10 protein-coding genes and 1 pseudogene are annotated in these 18,000 nt (G+C 41.1%); 2 read left to right on the top strand and 9 right to left on the bottom strand.

The features are described from left to right. The first annotated feature begins 16 nt into the window (after window positions 1–16). A complete protein-coding gene (locus ACLS0A_RS07935; protein ID WP_103855006.1) occupies window positions 17–445 on the top strand; it encodes an RrF2 family transcriptional regulator in 429 nt (142 codons plus the stop codon). 118 nt (window positions 446–563) lie between these two features. Here ACLS0A_RS07935 and glyS read toward each other — a convergent pair whose 3' ends face one another. The 6 genes and pseudogenes from glyS to ACLS0A_RS07905 form a co-directional block, all read right to left on the bottom strand. Further along, window positions 564–2,732 (bottom strand): glycine--tRNA ligase subunit beta, encoded by a 2,169-nt coding sequence (glyS, locus tag ACLS0A_RS07930; RefSeq protein ID WP_416082962.1) that lies wholly within the window; start codon window positions 2,730–2,732, stop codon window positions 564–566. 292 nt (window positions 2,733–3,024) lie between these two features. After that, window positions 3,025–3,423 carry an endonuclease domain-containing protein gene (locus ACLS0A_RS07925; RefSeq protein ID WP_416082961.1) on the bottom strand — a complete coding sequence of 133 codons (399 nt, stop codon included), beginning with the start codon at window positions 3,421–3,423 and terminating at the stop codon, window positions 3,025–3,027. Window positions 3,424–3,471: 48 nt separating this feature from the next. After that, a pseudogene (locus ACLS0A_RS07920) lies at window positions 3,472–4,510 on the bottom strand (PDDEXK nuclease domain-containing protein). A 33-nt stretch (window positions 4,511–4,543) separates the two neighbouring features. Then, on the bottom strand, window positions 4,544–4,810 hold the full coding sequence (locus tag ACLS0A_RS07915; RefSeq protein WP_416082960.1) for a hypothetical protein: 267 nt from the start codon (window positions 4,808–4,810) through the stop codon (window positions 4,544–4,546). Window positions 4,811–4,839: 29 nt separating this feature from the next. After that, entirely contained in the window at window positions 4,840–5,748 is a 909-nt protein-coding gene (gene glyQ, locus ACLS0A_RS07910; RefSeq protein ID WP_103853915.1) for a glycine--tRNA ligase subunit alpha, read from the bottom strand. 280 nt (window positions 5,749–6,028) lie between these two features. Further along, the gene (locus ACLS0A_RS07905) at window positions 6,029–15,457 is read right to left on the bottom strand and encodes a YadA-like family protein (RefSeq protein ID WP_416082959.1); all 9,429 of its coding nucleotides are present in this window, start codon (window positions 15,455–15,457) and stop codon (window positions 6,029–6,031) included. A gap of 363 nt (window positions 15,458–15,820) precedes the next feature. Here ACLS0A_RS07905 and ACLS0A_RS07900 point away from each other — a divergent pair, with 363 nt between their 5' ends. After that, window positions 15,821–16,003 (top strand): hypothetical protein, encoded by a 183-nt coding sequence (locus tag ACLS0A_RS07900; protein ID WP_416082958.1) that lies wholly within the window; start codon window positions 15,821–15,823, stop codon window positions 16,001–16,003. A 235-nt stretch (window positions 16,004–16,238) separates the two neighbouring features. Here ACLS0A_RS07900 and tenpIN read toward each other — a convergent pair whose 3' ends face one another. The 3 genes from tenpIN to ACLS0A_RS07885 all read right to left on the bottom strand — a co-directional run bounded on the left by tenpIN (window position 16,239) and on the right by ACLS0A_RS07885 (window position 17,902). Continuing rightward, window positions 16,239–16,709 carry a type III toxin-antitoxin system TenpIN family toxin gene (gene tenpIN, locus ACLS0A_RS07895; RefSeq protein ID WP_416082957.1) on the bottom strand — a complete coding sequence of 157 codons (471 nt, stop codon included), beginning with the start codon at window positions 16,707–16,709 and terminating at the stop codon, window positions 16,239–16,241. 390 nt (window positions 16,710–17,099) lie between these two features. Further along, window positions 17,100–17,618 (bottom strand): GNAT family N-acetyltransferase, encoded by a 519-nt coding sequence (locus ACLS0A_RS07890; protein ID WP_416082956.1) that lies wholly within the window; start codon window positions 17,616–17,618, stop codon window positions 17,100–17,102. Beyond that, the gene (locus tag ACLS0A_RS07885; RefSeq protein WP_416082955.1) at window positions 17,615–17,902 is read right to left on the bottom strand and encodes a DUF1778 domain-containing protein; all 288 of its coding nucleotides are present in this window, start codon (window positions 17,900–17,902) and stop codon (window positions 17,615–17,617) included. The genes ACLS0A_RS07890 and ACLS0A_RS07885 overlap by 4 nt, the downstream gene beginning before the upstream one ends. Window positions 17,903–18,000 lie beyond the last annotated feature (98 nt).

The raw sequence follows: 18,000 nt of genomic DNA, 5'->3' as shown, positions 1-18,000 counted from the left end.
CACCCAAGGAGTTGCAATGCAAATTAATAAATTTACTGATTATGGTTTTCGTGTGCTGATCTATCTTGCGCGTCAGCAGGAATGCACGCACACAATCGCCAGCCTTGCTAAGCAGCTTCACCTTTCACAAAATCATCTGGTTAAAATCGTCCATTTTATGGCGAAACAACAATGGCTGATTACCAGTCGTGGCAAAGGCGGCGGTATTCGTTTGGCGGAAAGCACATTAGATTTGCCTTTAGGCGAGATGCTACGCACCTTTCAAGGCAATGAGCCGTTGGTAAACTGCGTTTCTCCTAAATGTGGATTACAACCACAATGCCAATTAAAGCATTTGTTGGACAATGCCCTCGAGCAGTTTTACCAAAATCTTAACCAATACCCATTGCGAAAAGTCATTAGTAGCCATTCACAAGACAGGATTAATTTTATTTCTTATCTGTAATTTCAATAAGATATAGAAAATGTTATGCATAGCTTATTTAAAGTGCGGTGCTTTTTTCAGAAAAATTTACAAAAAAGCCCCGCACTTTACAGAACGGGGCTAGGTTGCAAAAGAGAAACTATTGCAATAAGGAAATATCCGCCACTTGCAAGAATAATCCTTGTAAAGTTTTCAAAATCGCTAAGCGGTTTTGGCGAAGTTGTGGATCTTCCGCGTTTACCATCACTTTTTCAAAGAAATTGTCCACCGGCTGGCGTAAGTTAGCGAGTTTATCCAACACCGCCACATAATCGCCTTTGGCAATCAGCGGCTGCACTTCGCTTTGTAGCGCTAGCACACTTTCCGCCAAGGCTTTTTCTTCAGGCTCGACACAACGATCTAAATGGATCTCGCCAATTTCGCCTTCTGCTTTGGCTAAAATATTGCTTACACGCTTATTCGCAGCAGCTAAGGCTTCTGCTGCATCAAGGGTACGGAAATGTGCCACCGCACGCACACGCGCATCAAAATCAGCTGGACGAGTAGAACGGCGAGCCAGCACCGCTTGAATGACATCTACCGCAATACCTTCTTCTTGATACCACGCACGGAAGCGACCAAGCATAAAGTCCACTACATCTTTGATAACGTTTTTGTTACTAAAAGGGAATCCCATTGCTAGTAATCTATTTTGCTGTTCTTTCAAAATAATTAAATCATTTTCATTATCTTTGTGAAGCTTTAACTCATCTTTAAAATAATTATCTCTCTGGTCAATATAAATTTGTACAGATTTATCTACCAAATCTTGAATATCTAATGGTAATTTTTTCTCTACGATGATACGCAACACGCCCAATGCGGCACGGCGTAAGGCGAACGGATCTTTATCTCCTTTCGGGTGCTGGCCAATGCCAAAAATCCCTGTCAAGGTGTCTAATTTATCCGCCAATGCCACTGCACAAGCCACAAGAGAATGTGGAAGTTCATCACCAGCGAAACGCGGCATATATTGTTCATTTAACGCCACCGCCACTTCTTCATCTTCACCATCGTGGCGTGCATAATGCATACCCATCACGCCTTGCGTATCCGTGAATTCAAACACCATATTGGTCATTAAATCACATTTTGATAACAAGCCTGCACGCTCTGCTTTTGCCACGTCCGCCCCAATTTGGGCCGCAATTTCACCACTGAGTTTTTCAATGCGTTCCGTTTTATCAAACAAGGTACCAAGCTGTTGTTGGAACAACACGGTTTTTAAGCGTGGTAGATTGTCTTCCAAACGCTGTTTTAAATCGGTTTTGAAGAAGAACTCCGCGTCCGTTAAGCGTGGACGCACCACTTTTTCATTTCCTTCAATAATCGCCGTTGGATCTTGCGGATTAATATTGGATACGAAAATAAAGTGCGGTAATAATTTTCCGTTTTTATCGTAAATCGGGAAATATTTTTGATCGCCTTTCATTGTGTAAACCAAGGCTTCTGCTGGCACAGCAAGGAAACGCTCTTCAAATTTCGCGGTTAGCACATTTGGAAACTCCACCAACGCAGTAACTTCATCAAGCAGACTTTCTTCAATATCCGCCACACCACCAAGTGCGGTGGCTTTTTGTTGAGAATTTTCCAAAATAATCGCTTTACGGCGTTCAAAATCGGCGATTACGCTGCCTTTTTGCTCTAAAATGGCAGGATATTGATCGGCATTGTCAATGGTAAATTCTTGTTCGCCTAAGAAACGGTGTCCACGAATCGTTCTACCACTCGCCACGCCAAGAATGTCGCCCTCAATCAGCTCATCGCCAAACAGCAACGTTACCGTATGCACAGGGCGGACGAATTGCTCGCTTTTATCGCCCCAACGCATTGTTTTTGGAATTGGCAATTTCGCAAGGGCATTGCTGATAATGCCTAGCAGAAGATTTTTGGTCGGTTGCCCCTCAATCACCGCACGATGCACCAGCCATTCGCCTTTATCGGTAACTAAACGCTCCGCTTGATCCACGCTAATACCACAACCACGCGCCCAGCCTTCTGCCGCTTTGGTTGGTTTACCTTCCGCATCAAACGCCGCCGCAACCGCAGGCCCACGTTTTTCCACTTCTTTGCTTGGCTGCGCTTCCGCCAACCCCAACACTTTCACCGCTAAACGGCGTGGGGTGGCAAACCATTCTACTTTATCAAATGCTAAACCAGCTTGGTTTAATTCATTTTCTACATTCTCCGCAAACGCGGTTGCTAATTTCTTGAGTGCCTTTGGTGGCAGCTCTTCAGTGCCGATCTCGGCGAGGAAAGTTTTTGTCATTTTGGTTTTCTCTTTTATTTTGTATCTTTTAGTATGGGCAGTATGGGCAAATCTCCCCCTGCCCCCTCTTTACTAAAGAGGGGGACTTTCTTTTAGTAAAAAAGTTTATGGGTTATTCCATATTTTCGATATTGTATACCCTAAGCTTCATTCTTGCTATTCTAACTAACCAGCCACTCTCTTTAATAAATAATTCCCCCTCTTTAGTAAAGAGGGGGCAGGGGGAGATTTGTCGTTCCTAAAAACACTTAAAAATTTATGTTTTACCCACTCATCATCCCTACAACGCTAACTAGCTAGTTCCCCTCTTTAGTAAAGAGGGGCTAGGGGAAATTTGTACTTGTTCCAAAAATAAATAAATCTGCTCTACAACAGCCTCAATCTCATAATAAATCTCGTCATTGCTAAACCTCATCACTGTAAAACCTAGAGATCTTAACTCATCATCTCTTAATCGATCTTTTTCTTGATGCTCAGCCTCATAATGATGAGAACCATCTAGTTCGATAATCAGCTTTGCCTTTGCACAATAAAAATCTACGATATAATTCAGCAACGGCTTTTGACGATTAAAGCGAAAGCCTAATAATTGATCTCGATTAATCCGTTGCCATAATTTACGTTCAGCATCGGTCTGATTAGAACGTAATTTCTGTGAAAGTTCCTCTAAATTCTTAACGTAAGGCAGCATTCTAACTAAAATTTACTATTTCAAAAAATTCTATTAACTAACAATATATTATTTAGCAAGCCGTTCTTTCGCTCGTGATACCGCCAAATGCAATCGCTGCTCTAATATTTCTTTACTCGGTAACACCGTCATATATTCAGCAATATGAATATCAGAATGGTTTAAATCTAATAATTCAACTTGCTCTTGCTTTTTAGACGTACATAAAATAATACCTAAGGGTGGATTTTCCCCTTCTTCTTGCTCATATTTCGCAAGCCACGCCAGATAAAGTTCCATTTGGCTTTTGTGTGAATGTTTAAATGCTTCGGTTTTTAATTCAATGGCAATTAAACGTTTTAATTTACGGTTGTAGAGTAGTAAATCAATATAAAAAATCATCATTATCAATTTGAATTCGTTTCTGCCGAGCAATAAAAGTAAAACCCGCTCCTAATTCTAAAAGAAATTGTTCAACTTCTCTTAAAATTGCATCTTCAAGATCTTTTTCTAAATAACGATCATTAAGTTCTAAAAAATCCAAAATATAAGGATCTTTTAAGATCATTGATTGATTATATTCGCCCTTTTCTCGCAATAACGTTAATTCTTGGCTAATGGTTTCATCAGGCTTTTTCAAGATTGCGGTGCGTTCAAACAGTAATGAGCCAATACGCTCTTCTAGTGTTCTTGTACTCCAACGCTCTTGTGCCGCCATTGTGGCATAGAAATCTCGTTTGAGTGGATCATCAATATAAATTAATGCTTTAAAATGCGTCCAACTCAATTTTCCACGCAGTGCGTGGACAATCTCAAAATCACTAAATGTTTCCGCAAATTTCACACAATAATTAAGGTGAGAACGTCCCCAGCCCTTCCCAAATTGCTCTGTTAGGCTTTTAGACAAATTCTTAATCACTTCCTTGCCATATTCCGCCCGTTCATTATTAAGAATATGCTGATTAATTCGCTGCCCGATATGCCAATAAAGCAAGGTAAGTTCCGCATTAACGGTAACCGCAACACGTTGTTTGCTGGTTTGAATAAGTTGGCTAATTTCACCAACTAATTGCTGTTCGCTTCTCACAAGTGGCTTTTTTGTCATCATCTAAAACCTCTGCAAAACCTACCACACTTTTATTTATGGAGTAAAAACATCTGCCAGTTGCTTATAATCCAAAATAACTTCACCGCTGTTTAGCAACAGTGCTGGCAAGCCTGCATAGCCATTCGCTTTGGCGTTGTCAAATACCGCTGACTTATCACGCAATCGTAGAAATTGTTTAAAATTGGCTAATGAAGTTAAAACCTCTACATTTTCATAATCCACATTTAATCGTTTCAACTCTGCCACAAAAGGCGCGGTATCGGGGCAAGTTTCGGCGAAAAATAAAACAGGTTTATCCATAATAAAAATTCCTAAATTTTTGACTGCACTTATTTTTTACACCCTGGGAAACCCAATGCTTCACGGCTGGCGTAATAGGCTTCTGCGACACCTTTGGTTAAGGCGCGGATACGCAGAATGTAGCGTTGGCGTTCGGTTACGGAGATGGCTTTGCGTGCATCGAGCAAGTTAAAGCTGTGTGCGGCTTTTAAAATGCGTTCGTAGGCAGGCAATGGCAATGGTTTTTCTAGGGCTAATAGCTCTTGTGCTTCTTTTTCATATTGCTCAAAGGCTTTGAATAAGAAATCAATATCAGCGTATTCAAAGTTGTACGTGGATTGCTCTACTTCGTTTTGGTGGAACACATCACCGTAGGTGGTTTTGCCGAGAGGGCCGTCTGACCAAACTAAGTCATACACGCTATCCACACCTTGAATATACATCGCCAAGCGTTCTAAACCGTAGGTAACTTCACCTGTAACAGGTTTACATTCTAAGCCGCCCACTTGTTGGAAATAGGTAAATTGGGTCACTTCCATACCATTTAGCCACACTTCCCAACCTAAGCCCCACGCGCCTAGCGTTGGGTTTTCCCAGTTATCTTCCACAAAGCGAATATCGTGTTGGGTTGGATCAAAGCCAAGCATTTTGAGCGAGCCAAGATAAAGTTCCTGAATATTATCTGGGGAAGGTTTGATCACCACTTGGAATTGGTAATAATGTTGTAAACGGTTTGGGTTTTCGCCATATCGACCATCGGTTGGACGGCGTGATGGCTGCACATAAGCAAACGCCATTGGCTCAGGCCCGATAGCACGCAATGCGGTCATTGGGTGAGAGGTTCCCGCCCCCACTTCCATATCAAAAGGTTGCACAATAGTACAGCCTTGTTCTGCCCAATAAGCTTGTAAGGCAAGGATCATTCCTTGGAAAGTTTTTACGTTAAATTTTGTATCCATAAGTGTTCTGTTTTCATAAGTTAAAGAAATGCGGTCATTATACTGGATAATAGGGAATTATCCCAGTGTTGCGTAAGGCTTATGTGATGATCACAATACAAATTTAGGATAAGGAAAATCAGTAGCGATAAGAGCTAACAAAGGAAAGAAAATCGTATCTATCATTTGGAGTTAAATGATAAAAAATAAGCCCCGCAATATGCAGGGCTTAAAATTTTGAAAAATCCAACCGCACTTTAGAAATTGAGCAAAATCAAAGTGCGGTGGTATTTTTTGGCAATTACCATTGATAGCCGACAGAACCACCCACAATGTAATTGTTGCGAGTATTTGCCGATGCACCAACTTTAATCACCCATTTCTCATTGTCAGACACACGAGAAACACCTAATGCAACTGCTGATTCGTTGCGGTAAGTTGTACCACCAACAGAAACCATTGATTTACCCGGTCTAGTTGGTTGAGGCAACATACCTAACGCCGCCGCACCTGCGATACCTGCACGGAGTTTTTTATCCATACGTTTCATATCGCCAGCAACTTTATTCACTTTGTTGTCAAGGTGATTTGCAACATTGCTAAGCTGTGCAACGTTCACTGCATCTGTTGGATCTTTACCTGGTGCAACGTTAGTAATTCTATTACCGCCGTTGTTTAAGCCATTTTGCGTTAAGCTCACTGCTTTATCACCCGTGCCGATAGTTACGCCATCGTTATTCACAACAGTGTTACCAGCAGTTACGCTATCAACTTTAAGATTTTTGTTCAATGCAACTTTAACGCCAGATGAAGTAACAGAGGTGGTAATGTTTTCATCACCATTAACAGCTACTGTATCACCTAATTGACGGTTAAGTGTTTTGCCGTCATCTGCAGTAAAGTTCAAGCCTTTGTTGATCGCCGCAGTGTTGTTTGCAATGTTCGCAGCATTTTTCGCTACGTTTTGGTTAGTTTCGTGTAATTGACTACCGTTCACTGCATCAGTGCTATTTGCATTTACATCACCTGCTGCAACGCCAGTTACCTTATTGTTACCTGCGTTAATTCCAGTATCTTTGTTAATGCTTACACCGCCAACATTGACATTATCAAAACTTACATCTTTCTTAGTCGCAACAGTATAAATAGTTTGACCATTACCACCAGTTGTTGAAGTTACTTTGATATTGTCGCCCGCTTCAACTTCTGTTTTCGCTGCTTTCGCTGCTTGTTGAACGTTGTAAAGCTGACTACCGTTTACTGCATCTTTACTTGTCGCACTAATGTCCCCATCAGCAACGCCTGTTACTTTATTATTACCTGCATTGATACCGTCAGTTGTGATATTCACATCGCCAACTTTCAAACCGTCTTTGGTTAAAGCGACATTATCGCCAACTTTAACACCGTCTTTATTCAGTACGGTATCGCCAGCTTTCACGCCATCTTTATTCAATACAGTATCACCAGCAGTAATGCTATTCACATCAAGATCATCTGCAGTCGCAACTTTATAAGTTTTGCTACCGTCAGTATTTGCTGTTTCAGTTACTCTGATGTTTTTGCCTTCAAGCACTTTTGTTGTCGCGGCTTTTTGTGCTTTCTCTAATTGGCTTACATTTACAGCATCAGTATCTGCTGTACCATCAGCAACGTTAGTAATTTTGTTACCGCCGTTATCTAAACCATCTTTCGTTAAGCTAACTGGCTTGCCTGCTTTACCATTATTGATGGTAATGCCATCAGTATTCATCGTTGTATCACCTGCGGTGATGGTATTCGCTGAAACACTGTTGAGATCTTTTAAGTCTTTAGCAAGTTTAATTGTGAGTGTATCGTTACCATCTGAAACAACACCAATATTATTATCGGTTAATGTAGTTTCATCAGTTACGCCACCTTTCACGTTAGTTTGTTCGCCCAATTTACGGGTAAAGGCATTGCCACTATCTCCCGCAAAACCAACACCTTTGGTATCTACTGTGTTTTTCGCATCAACACCTTTTTTGATGTCTTCTTTGGTTTTCTCACTTAATGCAACCTTGTAGTCTGTGATGTTATTGGCTTTATCCGTTTCGCTATCTATCGTTAAAGCTAAATCATCGGAAACACTCACTGTTGTGCCTTTCGCATTAACAGTAAAGGTTGTGGTCTTACCTTCTGTTTGGCTATCAACACTTGCAATGTTCGTGCCTTTCACCACTTCAACGGTTTTTTGTGCATTGTTGATTGCATCTGCAACATCTTTCGCTGTCGCAAAATTATCGCCATTTTCAACCGCACTTACATTTCCGCTGCCATCTGTGTTGAAGGTCGTTTTATTCACATCATATTTCACGGAATAAGAACCATCAGTGCCGGTAACTGTTGCGGTGGTACCAGTGCCATTCACAAAGTTCACGGTATTATTGTTTACCACTTTGCCGTTAGGTGTTCCATTGCCTTGAATGTTCCAACCGCCGTTGTTTACTGCATTTTTCACATCACCAATATTTGCGGCGTTGGTGTCTACATCGCCGCCGCTGGCTACATTGGTGATCTTATCACCACCAACATCAAGCCCATCTTTGGTGCTAGTTAAAACAGTGTTATCGCCATTTTTATCACCAATGGTTACTTCGCTGAAGTTTGGCTTATCAATGGTTGCAACGGTAATTTTCCCAGCTGCTTGGGTAACTTTAATATTCTTACCTGCATCAATGGTAACCGTTTCGCCAGGGTTCACTAACTCTTTCGTTGTTCCCTCAACTTTTCCCTCACTCTGACTTGTTGTTAAAGTAAAGCCTGAAGCATTAATTGCATTTGCTACATTTGCTGCGGTAATGAGTGCATCGGTATTCGTTGGTGCATTAATGCTGCCATTCGCATTAGCTGCTAAAGCAGAAGTGGTAACACCAATTTTATACTTAATACCCCCCTCGGCATTCTTCTCACTATCATCTACTGTAATTGGCGCAGTACCTACCAAAGTATTGTGTTTTGCTGCATTGCCAGCTACTTCATCTAATTGTGATTTATTCACTGCATCAGTAGGATCTGTTCCTGGTGCAACATTAGTGATTTTATTACCACCTGCGTTAATGCCACCTTTCGTAATGCTTGGACCACCAGTAATCGTTAAGCCATTACCATCAACGTTGGTATCGCCCATTGTAACGCTGCCGTCTTTGCCTAAATCTAAGGTTTTCGCAAGTTCGATCTGTAACTGTTCACCTACAACTTTAGTGCTGATATTGCTGTCTGCACCCATCACATCAATGGTTTCATCTAGGTTTTTAACAACGGTGTTGTTATCTTGTGCTTTTAAGCCGAATTTCGCGTTATTGATTTTATCATCAACTTTTTTCACCGCACTTTCTGTTGCTGCACGCGTTGCATTATCGCCTACACCATAATCAGTATCATCGCGGGCATTACGATCCTCTAAACCATCAACTTTTCCATTAGTGATTGTCGTACCACCTACATTTACATTATTGGCAGTTACGGTATCTGTAGCAATGATATCATTCATTACTAAAGTATCACCAATAGTTAAGGAACCTTCATCAGTTAAATCAATATCTTTAGCTAATTTAATATTGAGTGTGTCCTTACCATCTGATACTACACCAATATTAGCATCGGTTAAATTACCCGTTGCACCACCTTTCACGTTAGCCTGCTCACCGAGTTGACGAGCAAATGTTTTGCCTGTATCCCCACCAAAGTTTACGCCTAATGTATCAATGGTATCTTTCGCATCAACACCTTTTTGAATGTTATCTTTTGTGGTTTGAGATAAATCTGCGGTGTAAGCAATCACGCCTTGATCATCTTCTGTACCCCCCGTCACGACTACATCACCAGAGCCAGTCACAGTCGTTTTTGTTGCATTTACGGTGTATATAGTATGACCGTCTTTCTTATCAACGTCTGAAGTAACAGTAACCTGCTTTCCTTGCACCACTTCAGTTTTCGCCGCTTTAATCGCGTCATCAACGGTATCTTTTTCAGTGCCACCGATATTTGTCATTGTGATGTTGCCATCTTCATCAACCTCTGCATTACCGCCTAAATTGCTCACCACGCTATTTGCGACATTGCCTAAGGTATCAGCCACTGCATAAAGTTGTGAACCATTAATAGCATCGGTTGAAGTACTGCTTATACGACCTGCTGCCACATTAGTAATGGTACGTTCAGCACCTTTTTTCCCGACACTCACAGTTGATTTTGGATCATTGCCTGCAAATCCACCATAAACTAAGCCGTTAATATCCGCTGAATCCGTTCCTTCCACAGTTGCAGTTACCGCATTCGCCCCTAATGCCACATCGCCATTTTGAGCGTTTGCTTTTGCAGCGTTACCAATGCTTAAAGTATCGTTCATTGTAACTGCTTGACCAGCTTCGTTACCCAATGCCACATTGTTGCTGCCTACTGTATTCGCACCAGCGTTATAACCTACAGAAGTATTGTTGCTTCCTTGGATATAACGTCCTGCCTGAGATCCCACACTGGTGTTATAGTTACCCGTGCTGTTTTGCCCCGCATACGCACCTAAGCCAGTGTTTTCATCACCTGTTACCTTATATAAAGTGGCGTGACCAAGGGCAACATTGAGATCACCTGTGATACCAGCACCTGCATTTTGTGTACCAATCGCCGTATTCCAGCCACCAGCAGTCGCTTTACCTGCATCGTGACCGATATAGACATTTTCTGGGCGAACTGCATTGGTTGTAGAACGATCGCCTGCACTATCACCGATATAAACCGACTTGTTCGCGTTAGCGTCTGCACTACCTGCGGATTTACCAATCGAAACCACACTTTCACCCGCTGCTTTAGCACCCACACCGGCTGCTAAGGCGTTTATACCTGTTGCACCATCGTTATTGTAGTTTGCGCCTTGTTTACCATTGTCGTTCACGCTGTAATAATGCGTTAAACGTCCAGACAATTCATTAGCCACAGCATATAATTGCGAGCCATTGATCGCATCAGTTGATGTATTGCTCACACGTCCTGCCGCAACATTCGTGATAGTACGCTCATTACCAGCCGAACCAACGCTTAATGTTGCAATTGGTGAAGTGCCTGTAAAACCGTTGTAGGTAATTTTATTTACCGTTGCATCTGTTGTTCCAACTGCGGCTTCACTGATTGCCCCTGCACCTAATGCAACATCATTCTCATTTTTCGCTTGGGTATTCAAACCAATGGCAATAGCTTTATCTTTTAAGGCTTGAGCATTATTCCCTAAACTAATTGAATCACTGACTTCACGTGTATCAGAACCACCTGAGGCAAACTCAAGATTATTAGGATCGTTATTTACCACAACAGCAGTACCAGCTTGGCGCCCAATCGCAATGTTATTGCTACCACTTAAGTTAGCTCCTGCCGCATTACCTAAAGCAACATTATCATCACCATTTAATGTGCTACCCGCAGAGGTGCCTAAAACAAGGTTATTTGAGCCATTAAGCCCACCACCAGCATAAATTCCCATTGCGAGATTATAGTTAGAATTTGGGTTCGTATCACCAATCCCTGAGCCCGCAAATTCACCAATCCCTATATTTGATACTCCCGAAGCAGAATTTCCTGCATTGGTACCAATCCAAACGCCATCTTCAGTAGTACTACCACTTCCCGCTGAGTATCCCACAGAAACCATATTAGCAACTTGAGCCAATGCAGCGCCACCAATTGCAACTGCACCAAGACCTGTTGCTGCGGCATTATAACCTACCGCAACAGCAGTTTGATCACCCGTATTATCACTAGAGTTAGCTACAGCACCACTACCTACCGCAACATCATTAGCGCCTAAAGCTCTAGTGCCTACGCCTGCGGCAAGTGCCCCCTCTGCTTTTGCACCATCGTTATTGTAATTGCTTCCATCTCTTTGATCGTTACTATTCACACTGTAATAACGTGTTTTCGCCGCTTCAATGGCGTTATAAACAGTGCCACCGTTTACTAAACCAGTGTTGCCATTTTCAACCGCACCATTAGCGTTAATATTACTTGCGATTTTGATCTTACCGTCTTCATTTGATAAGGTGATATTATCGCCTGCGGTGAAACTTAAACTATTATCATCTTTAGTGATCGTTTTAACTTCGGCATCATCAATTTTCGCCACCCAAGATTGCAATGCGGTGTCTGCTTTGCCTAGGCTTGCTTTCGCACCATCAGAAAGATCTACGGCATAATCTGTTACATTATTCGCGTCTTTTGTTCCTGGAGTAACTTTAACTAAATCAGAGCCTTTAGACACTGTTGTCCCATTCGCATTTACGGTGTAAATGGTATGTCCATCTGTTGCATCTGTTGAAGTGGCAACATCAGTAACATTCGTTCCCGGTTTCACCTCTGTCTTCGCTGCTCTAATAGCGTCATTAACAGTGTTTTTACCCGTGCCACCAATATCCGTCATTGTGATATTGCCAGTCGCTGGATCTAATGCCGCATCGCCACCTAAAATATTTGTGGTAGTGTTTGCCACATTGCCAAGGGTGTTTGCCACCATATAAAGTTGTGAACCATTAATCGCATCGGTAGAAGTGGAATTAATACGCCCTGCTGCTACATTTTGAATTTGGCGTTGCTGACCTTCTGCAGTTGTACCAACAGAAACTACACGGCTACTTCCAATAGTTGAGCCAGCGAAACCAGAGTAAGTGATACCATTTACCGTTGCACTTGCTGTTTTAACCGCTCCACCTGTTACACTGTTTTCACCTAATGCCACAGCTCCTGCCACGGTTGCTTGCGCACCATACCCCAATGCTAATGCTCCCCCCTCAGTTGCCTTAGCCTGATAACCCAATGCCACGGCATTCTTTTTACCAGCTAACGCCTCAGGACCAATCGCTGTGCTAGAAGCTCCTGCAGCGTTGCTATATTGCCCCACAGCCGTTGCCTGATTACCTCCTGCTTTAGCTACAGCACCAACAGCTAATGCTGTATTACCTGTAGCTTGGGCTTGCTGCCCTAAAGCTGTAGATGATTCTCTAGCCACTGTATTTGAACCAATCGCGACAGCCTGATCTCCACTTGCATTTGCTTTATTACCCATTGCGGTAACAAAATTGCCATCCGTATAAGTCCCTGTACCAATTGCAATGGAGTCATTGTCCCTTACAGTAACATTGCTACCAATACCTATTACTCTTGTACTAGTTCCATCTTTATCCTTTTGCACTTTAACGTCATTACCAAGAACAAAAGATTCGCTTCCATTTACATAGTTGTTATTACCAACAACTCGGCTCGCTGTTGCTTGATCTGTAAGTGTATTATCATTACCAATCACCCCTGCGTTATCTACCGAAATCGTGCCGTTATTATTACCCATATTATAAGTGCCAGAACCGGTGATAGTTGTTGGATCACCAATCGAACCAGAGTTTTCACCTGTAACTATGTTGCCGTTACCGATAGAAATCGCGTTCGCCGCTAGCGCTTTTGCCTGATAACCTATTGCAACTGCAGTGTTTCCTCTGGCTTGGGTTGACGTACCAATGGCAATATTATTATCTGATGCTTCTGGTACAGTATCGAATTTATTCGCATTATTACCAATCGCAATATTGTTATTCCCTGCCGTATTTAAACCCGCATTTTCCATTATTGCGAGATTTGAGCTACCTGCTACGCCTCTGCCTGAAGCATAACCAATAGCAACATTTCTTTCACCGCTAACTTGATGGAAACCTGCGGCACGTCCAAGGGATATACCATTTTTATTGCCTACATCTGGTTTATCATAGTCCTCACCAGCAGCATCACGACCAATTGCTATTTCGCCTTCTTCGGTGGCTTTTGAGAATGTACCGATAGAAACAGCACTATCACCCGTTGCTTGAGCAAGATAGCCTAAAGCCGAAGCTGAAATGTTTGCTTTAGCACCTGAACCCACTGCGGTAGCATAAGCATCAAATGCGTTAGCAGCAACCCCTAGTGCAACTGCATTACGCCCTGTTGCATTTGCTCCAGCACCCATAGCAAGGGCTGAGGCAGAAATACTCCAAAATAGATTGTAATCTGTAAAGTTGCCATAATTCACTCTACCATCGGAAATACTATTCGCAACAGCCCCCATACCCACGGCAATATCCGCACGAGATTTAGCGTTTGAACTATCCCCAAGGGCGACAGAAGAAGTACCACCAGCTGTAGCATTTGCCCCTACGGCAGTGGCTTTTCCCTGAACACTAGAACCGGGATAGACATAGCCAGCATCGCCTTTGGCATTAGCATTAGCACCAATTGCAGTTGAGTCTTGGCTGGTTGCTTTCGCATTGTAGCCTAATGCGGAGGCATTTCTTTCTGTCGCCGAGGCACTAACCCCTGCGGCAATAGAATACGGTGCTGTTGCCCCATCATTCTCATAGTTGCCTTCTTTAGAACCATTATCTTTCACACTATAATAATGCGTTAATTTTTTGCTTAATTCATTCGCAACAACATAGAGCTGTGAGCCATTAATTGCATCAGTTGAGCTATCAGAAATTTCCCCCGCTGCCACATTTTTGAGCTGACGTTCAAAACCTGCCGAACCAAAAGAAACTTGGTCGCCCACACTAATATTTGTGGAGCCTGCAAAACCATCATAGGTAATGCCATTTACCTTGGCTCTAGTTTGTTCGGAAGCATCGCTATCGGTGTTGGAACCTGTTCCCAATGCCATTGCATTTTCTTTGGTCGCCTGTGCGCCAACCCCCACAGCCATTGTGCCAAAGCCACTAGCATTTGCTTTCAAACCAATTGCAGTACTGAATTTGTCTGCCGCAGATGAAAGAGAACCTATAGCAATAGACCCTGTTCCAGCCGTGGTTTGCGGATATTCCCCCGTTTTTAATGCGCTAACAGTTTCGTTGGTGTTATCATAAGTGCCACGTTTCACACCGATATTGGCATTATTTTTTAACTTATCAATTTCCTCAGTAGTTAAACGACTAATTAATCGATCAACACCATCATTTCCCAATGCAATCCCGCTATCACCATAAGCATTTGCATTTCGACCAATAGAAATCGCTTGGTGTGCATAGGCTTTTGCGCCTTGCCCAATCGCAATACCTTGTGTATTTGTTTTTCCATCTGCCCCTAAAGACCCTGCTTCTGCACCATTACCAATCGCAATCGTTTGTTGGGTATTCGAAACTGCATTTACACCAAGAGCAATCCCCTGTGCTGCACCTAGTTTCTCACTAAAAGGATTTATAGGATTTTCTAACCAACCACCATCTTTGGCTTTGTAATAATATTGTTTTGTTGTGCCGTCAGATTGCGTTGAAGTTCTTGCAAAATCATTCGTTCCTGCCGCATAAGCATTCCGACCAATAACTATCGCACCACTATCGTTAATTACATTCCTTTTATTAATCGACATCCCAGCATAAGCGCTATCACCTAGCACAAGCGTGCTCATACCCATTGCTTGTGCTGCACTACCAACAGCCACACTTTTAGCACCACTCGCTATGGCGCCCACGCCACAAGCAATCGAATTAGTCCCCGTAGAGGAAACGCAAATCGGATCAGCCGCCAATGCTTCTCCCCCGACTAAAAACAGCGCCAAGGTTGTTGCTAACGCATTTAGTTTAAAATTGAAAATGGATTGAAAAAATGATTTTGAGCTTTGAGCTTTTGTGTGTCCTTTAGCTAATTCTGAGGTTACCACCCAGTTTTGTTGTGCGTGGTTCCAAATAATACGGAATATTTTATTCATAATTTACACCTAGTTTTGGTTAGTAGAAAAACGACCGTAGTCGAAAAAACAATCATATATTAAATTTAGGTTGCGAATAATAGCACAAAACCGCTACATTACTAGGCAATTTCGCGTAATTAATTGTAAATTTTATGTAAAGTAAACACTCCCTAACTATTGGAAAAATGATTCTTATAACCTATTGCTCTTTTTAATAATTTGTTTATAACAATAAATAATTAAACTTAATAAAACAACCATTTTTATTAATAACCCATTGAGATAAATAGAAAATTTATCACTCGCAAATATAATCATTCTCCACGCTAAGCATTCAAATAGAGTGAAGTTGTAACGTAGCATTAATTAAGGATTTGTAAGATGAACAGCGCATTAATGCAACATTGCCCGAAATGCCGAAAGGCGATCACAACGACAATGTTAGCTTGCCCTAACTGTGGATTTTCCTTAGATAAAAATCATTTAACCCAATTTCGCCAACCCAACAATGGTACAATCGTTATTTACAAAACCAAGAAATCAATAGAAAAAGCAATAGGTTAAATTTAATTTGGCTTGTTATTTTCGCAATTGTTATCGCTGTAAGTTTGGTGGTGAATGGTTAATCACATAAGGGAAGCATTATTTCTTTGTAATTATTGTTGGAAGTGGTGATCGGGCTGACCTATGTGTCAGCCCGTTTGATATAGCGTTATCTTATTTAATGTAGGAAAAACTAAGTGCGGTGTTTTTTGGCTAAGTTTTTGTAATTAAAAATAATTGCTACTTAACTGCTGTACTAAATCTTCAATTCAAGATGATAATTGGATAATGTACAAAATCGGAAATCATTACTCGGTGCTTTGGGGTTGTTTTTCATTTCAGTGATGTACCGTTCAACGAACTTCTTAAAATGACGCGTGATCTTTTTCACGTTGCCTTGAATGTGGAGAAATTCTTGTTTATCTCTAAGTTGAATGGTTTTATTCATAATATCACTATGCAGATCAACAATAACTGCTTTTGTAAAATCAATGCCTTTAAAACCCCCATTCTCATTTGGTACTGTTTTAAAACAAATTTTATCATTATCTGGTTGCGGTAAGTTTGTTCTTAGTGGCAATGCGAAATTAACCCCCTTGACTTGAACTAATAATACACAATAAGGACGATTGCCTTTCTCAAGTATTTCATTCAGTAAAGGGGCTTTCTCTGTAAAAAAACGTTGTGATAAAAGATCAATTTGTAGATCAAGATGTTTTATTAACATTTCATTAACCGTTCTATATTCCGTATGTGTATTTTATCATTTATCAGAAAATAACAAATTTATAATGCTTGATTTTTTTTTTTTTACTCTTATTATAAGAAACGTGGTGCTAGAGCACGCCCACGTTAATAAATACATAGCTCAATAGATGAAATTTGTGGTGCTAGAGTATGCCCACGTTAATAAATACATAGCTCAATAGAAGAAACCTTGCTTAATCGCAAGGTTTTTTTGCTTTCTCGTATGGGTAGGGCTTTGTAAAAAAATCAACGCATATTATTTATGCGGGCGGATACATCGGTCCGCCCCTACCTACGAGATAACACAATAAACACTTATTTGGATCTTATAATGCAAATGAAAATCCCCTCTTACAGAGGGGACTTTCATCTATTTTATGATTTTTGTTAGCGGATAAAATAATTTTCTATGTTTTGCTTCCAACCCTTTAAATTCAATAAAACCTAATCGTTCATAAAATGAAACCGCATTGTCATCTTTTTCTTCAACAACCAAAATTGCAGCGCCTATATTGGTATTTTTTATCTTGTAGATCGCATCAACAACCAAGAATTTACCATATCCTTGCTTTTGAAAACGATCATCAATGGCTAGCCGCCCAATTAATACACTTGGGATATTAGGGTATGGGATCCCCTTATTTACTCTTTCTTGTGGTATATCTGAAACGAACACGGATAATGCCGACAACGTGTAATATCCAATAATCTCAGATTGTTTGTGATCTATAAGCACAAAACATTTTGCCAGACCCTTTTTTACATCTTGAGAAGCATACTGGCGAAAGTATTTTTCCAATTCTTTATTGGAACAAAAAAACGTATTTCGCTTAATCTCTAAATTTTCTAGGGGGAGTACAGTTAAATTTTTTAAATTTTCCTTTATCATCGCACCTCCTTGTTGGCGGATAAATATTCTTCATACACATCAAGAGCATTTTTCATTGACTGATTAGGTTCAAATGGTTTACTTAAACTTTCGATGAGCAAAGCCTGATCATTTAATGTCAAACGTAGCTCCTGATGTTCTGAAATGGTTTTTTTGGCTTCTTCGTAAGCAACGCTCACAACGAAGTCCGTTAATGTTCGCCCTGAAATTGAGGCAGCTTGCTTAAGTATTTGATATATATCTAAATTTACTTTAGCCTCCAATCTTGCTTTTGTTGTTGTCATTTTCTTGTTCCTTTTTTGTTAGTTAACTTCAAATAAAATTATACGGCTATTAGACGTATAAAACAACAATGTACCGTCATATAATTTTCCTTTCCTAA

Origin of the sequence: Avibacterium volantium (genome assembly GCF_049366555.1) — a bacterium.
In the GTDB taxonomy this organism is placed as follows: Bacteria; Pseudomonadota; Gammaproteobacteria; order Enterobacterales; family Pasteurellaceae; genus Avibacterium; species Avibacterium volantium_A.
Note: the sequence above shows the minus strand (reverse complement) of the source record. Positions and strands in the feature narration are given on the sequence as shown.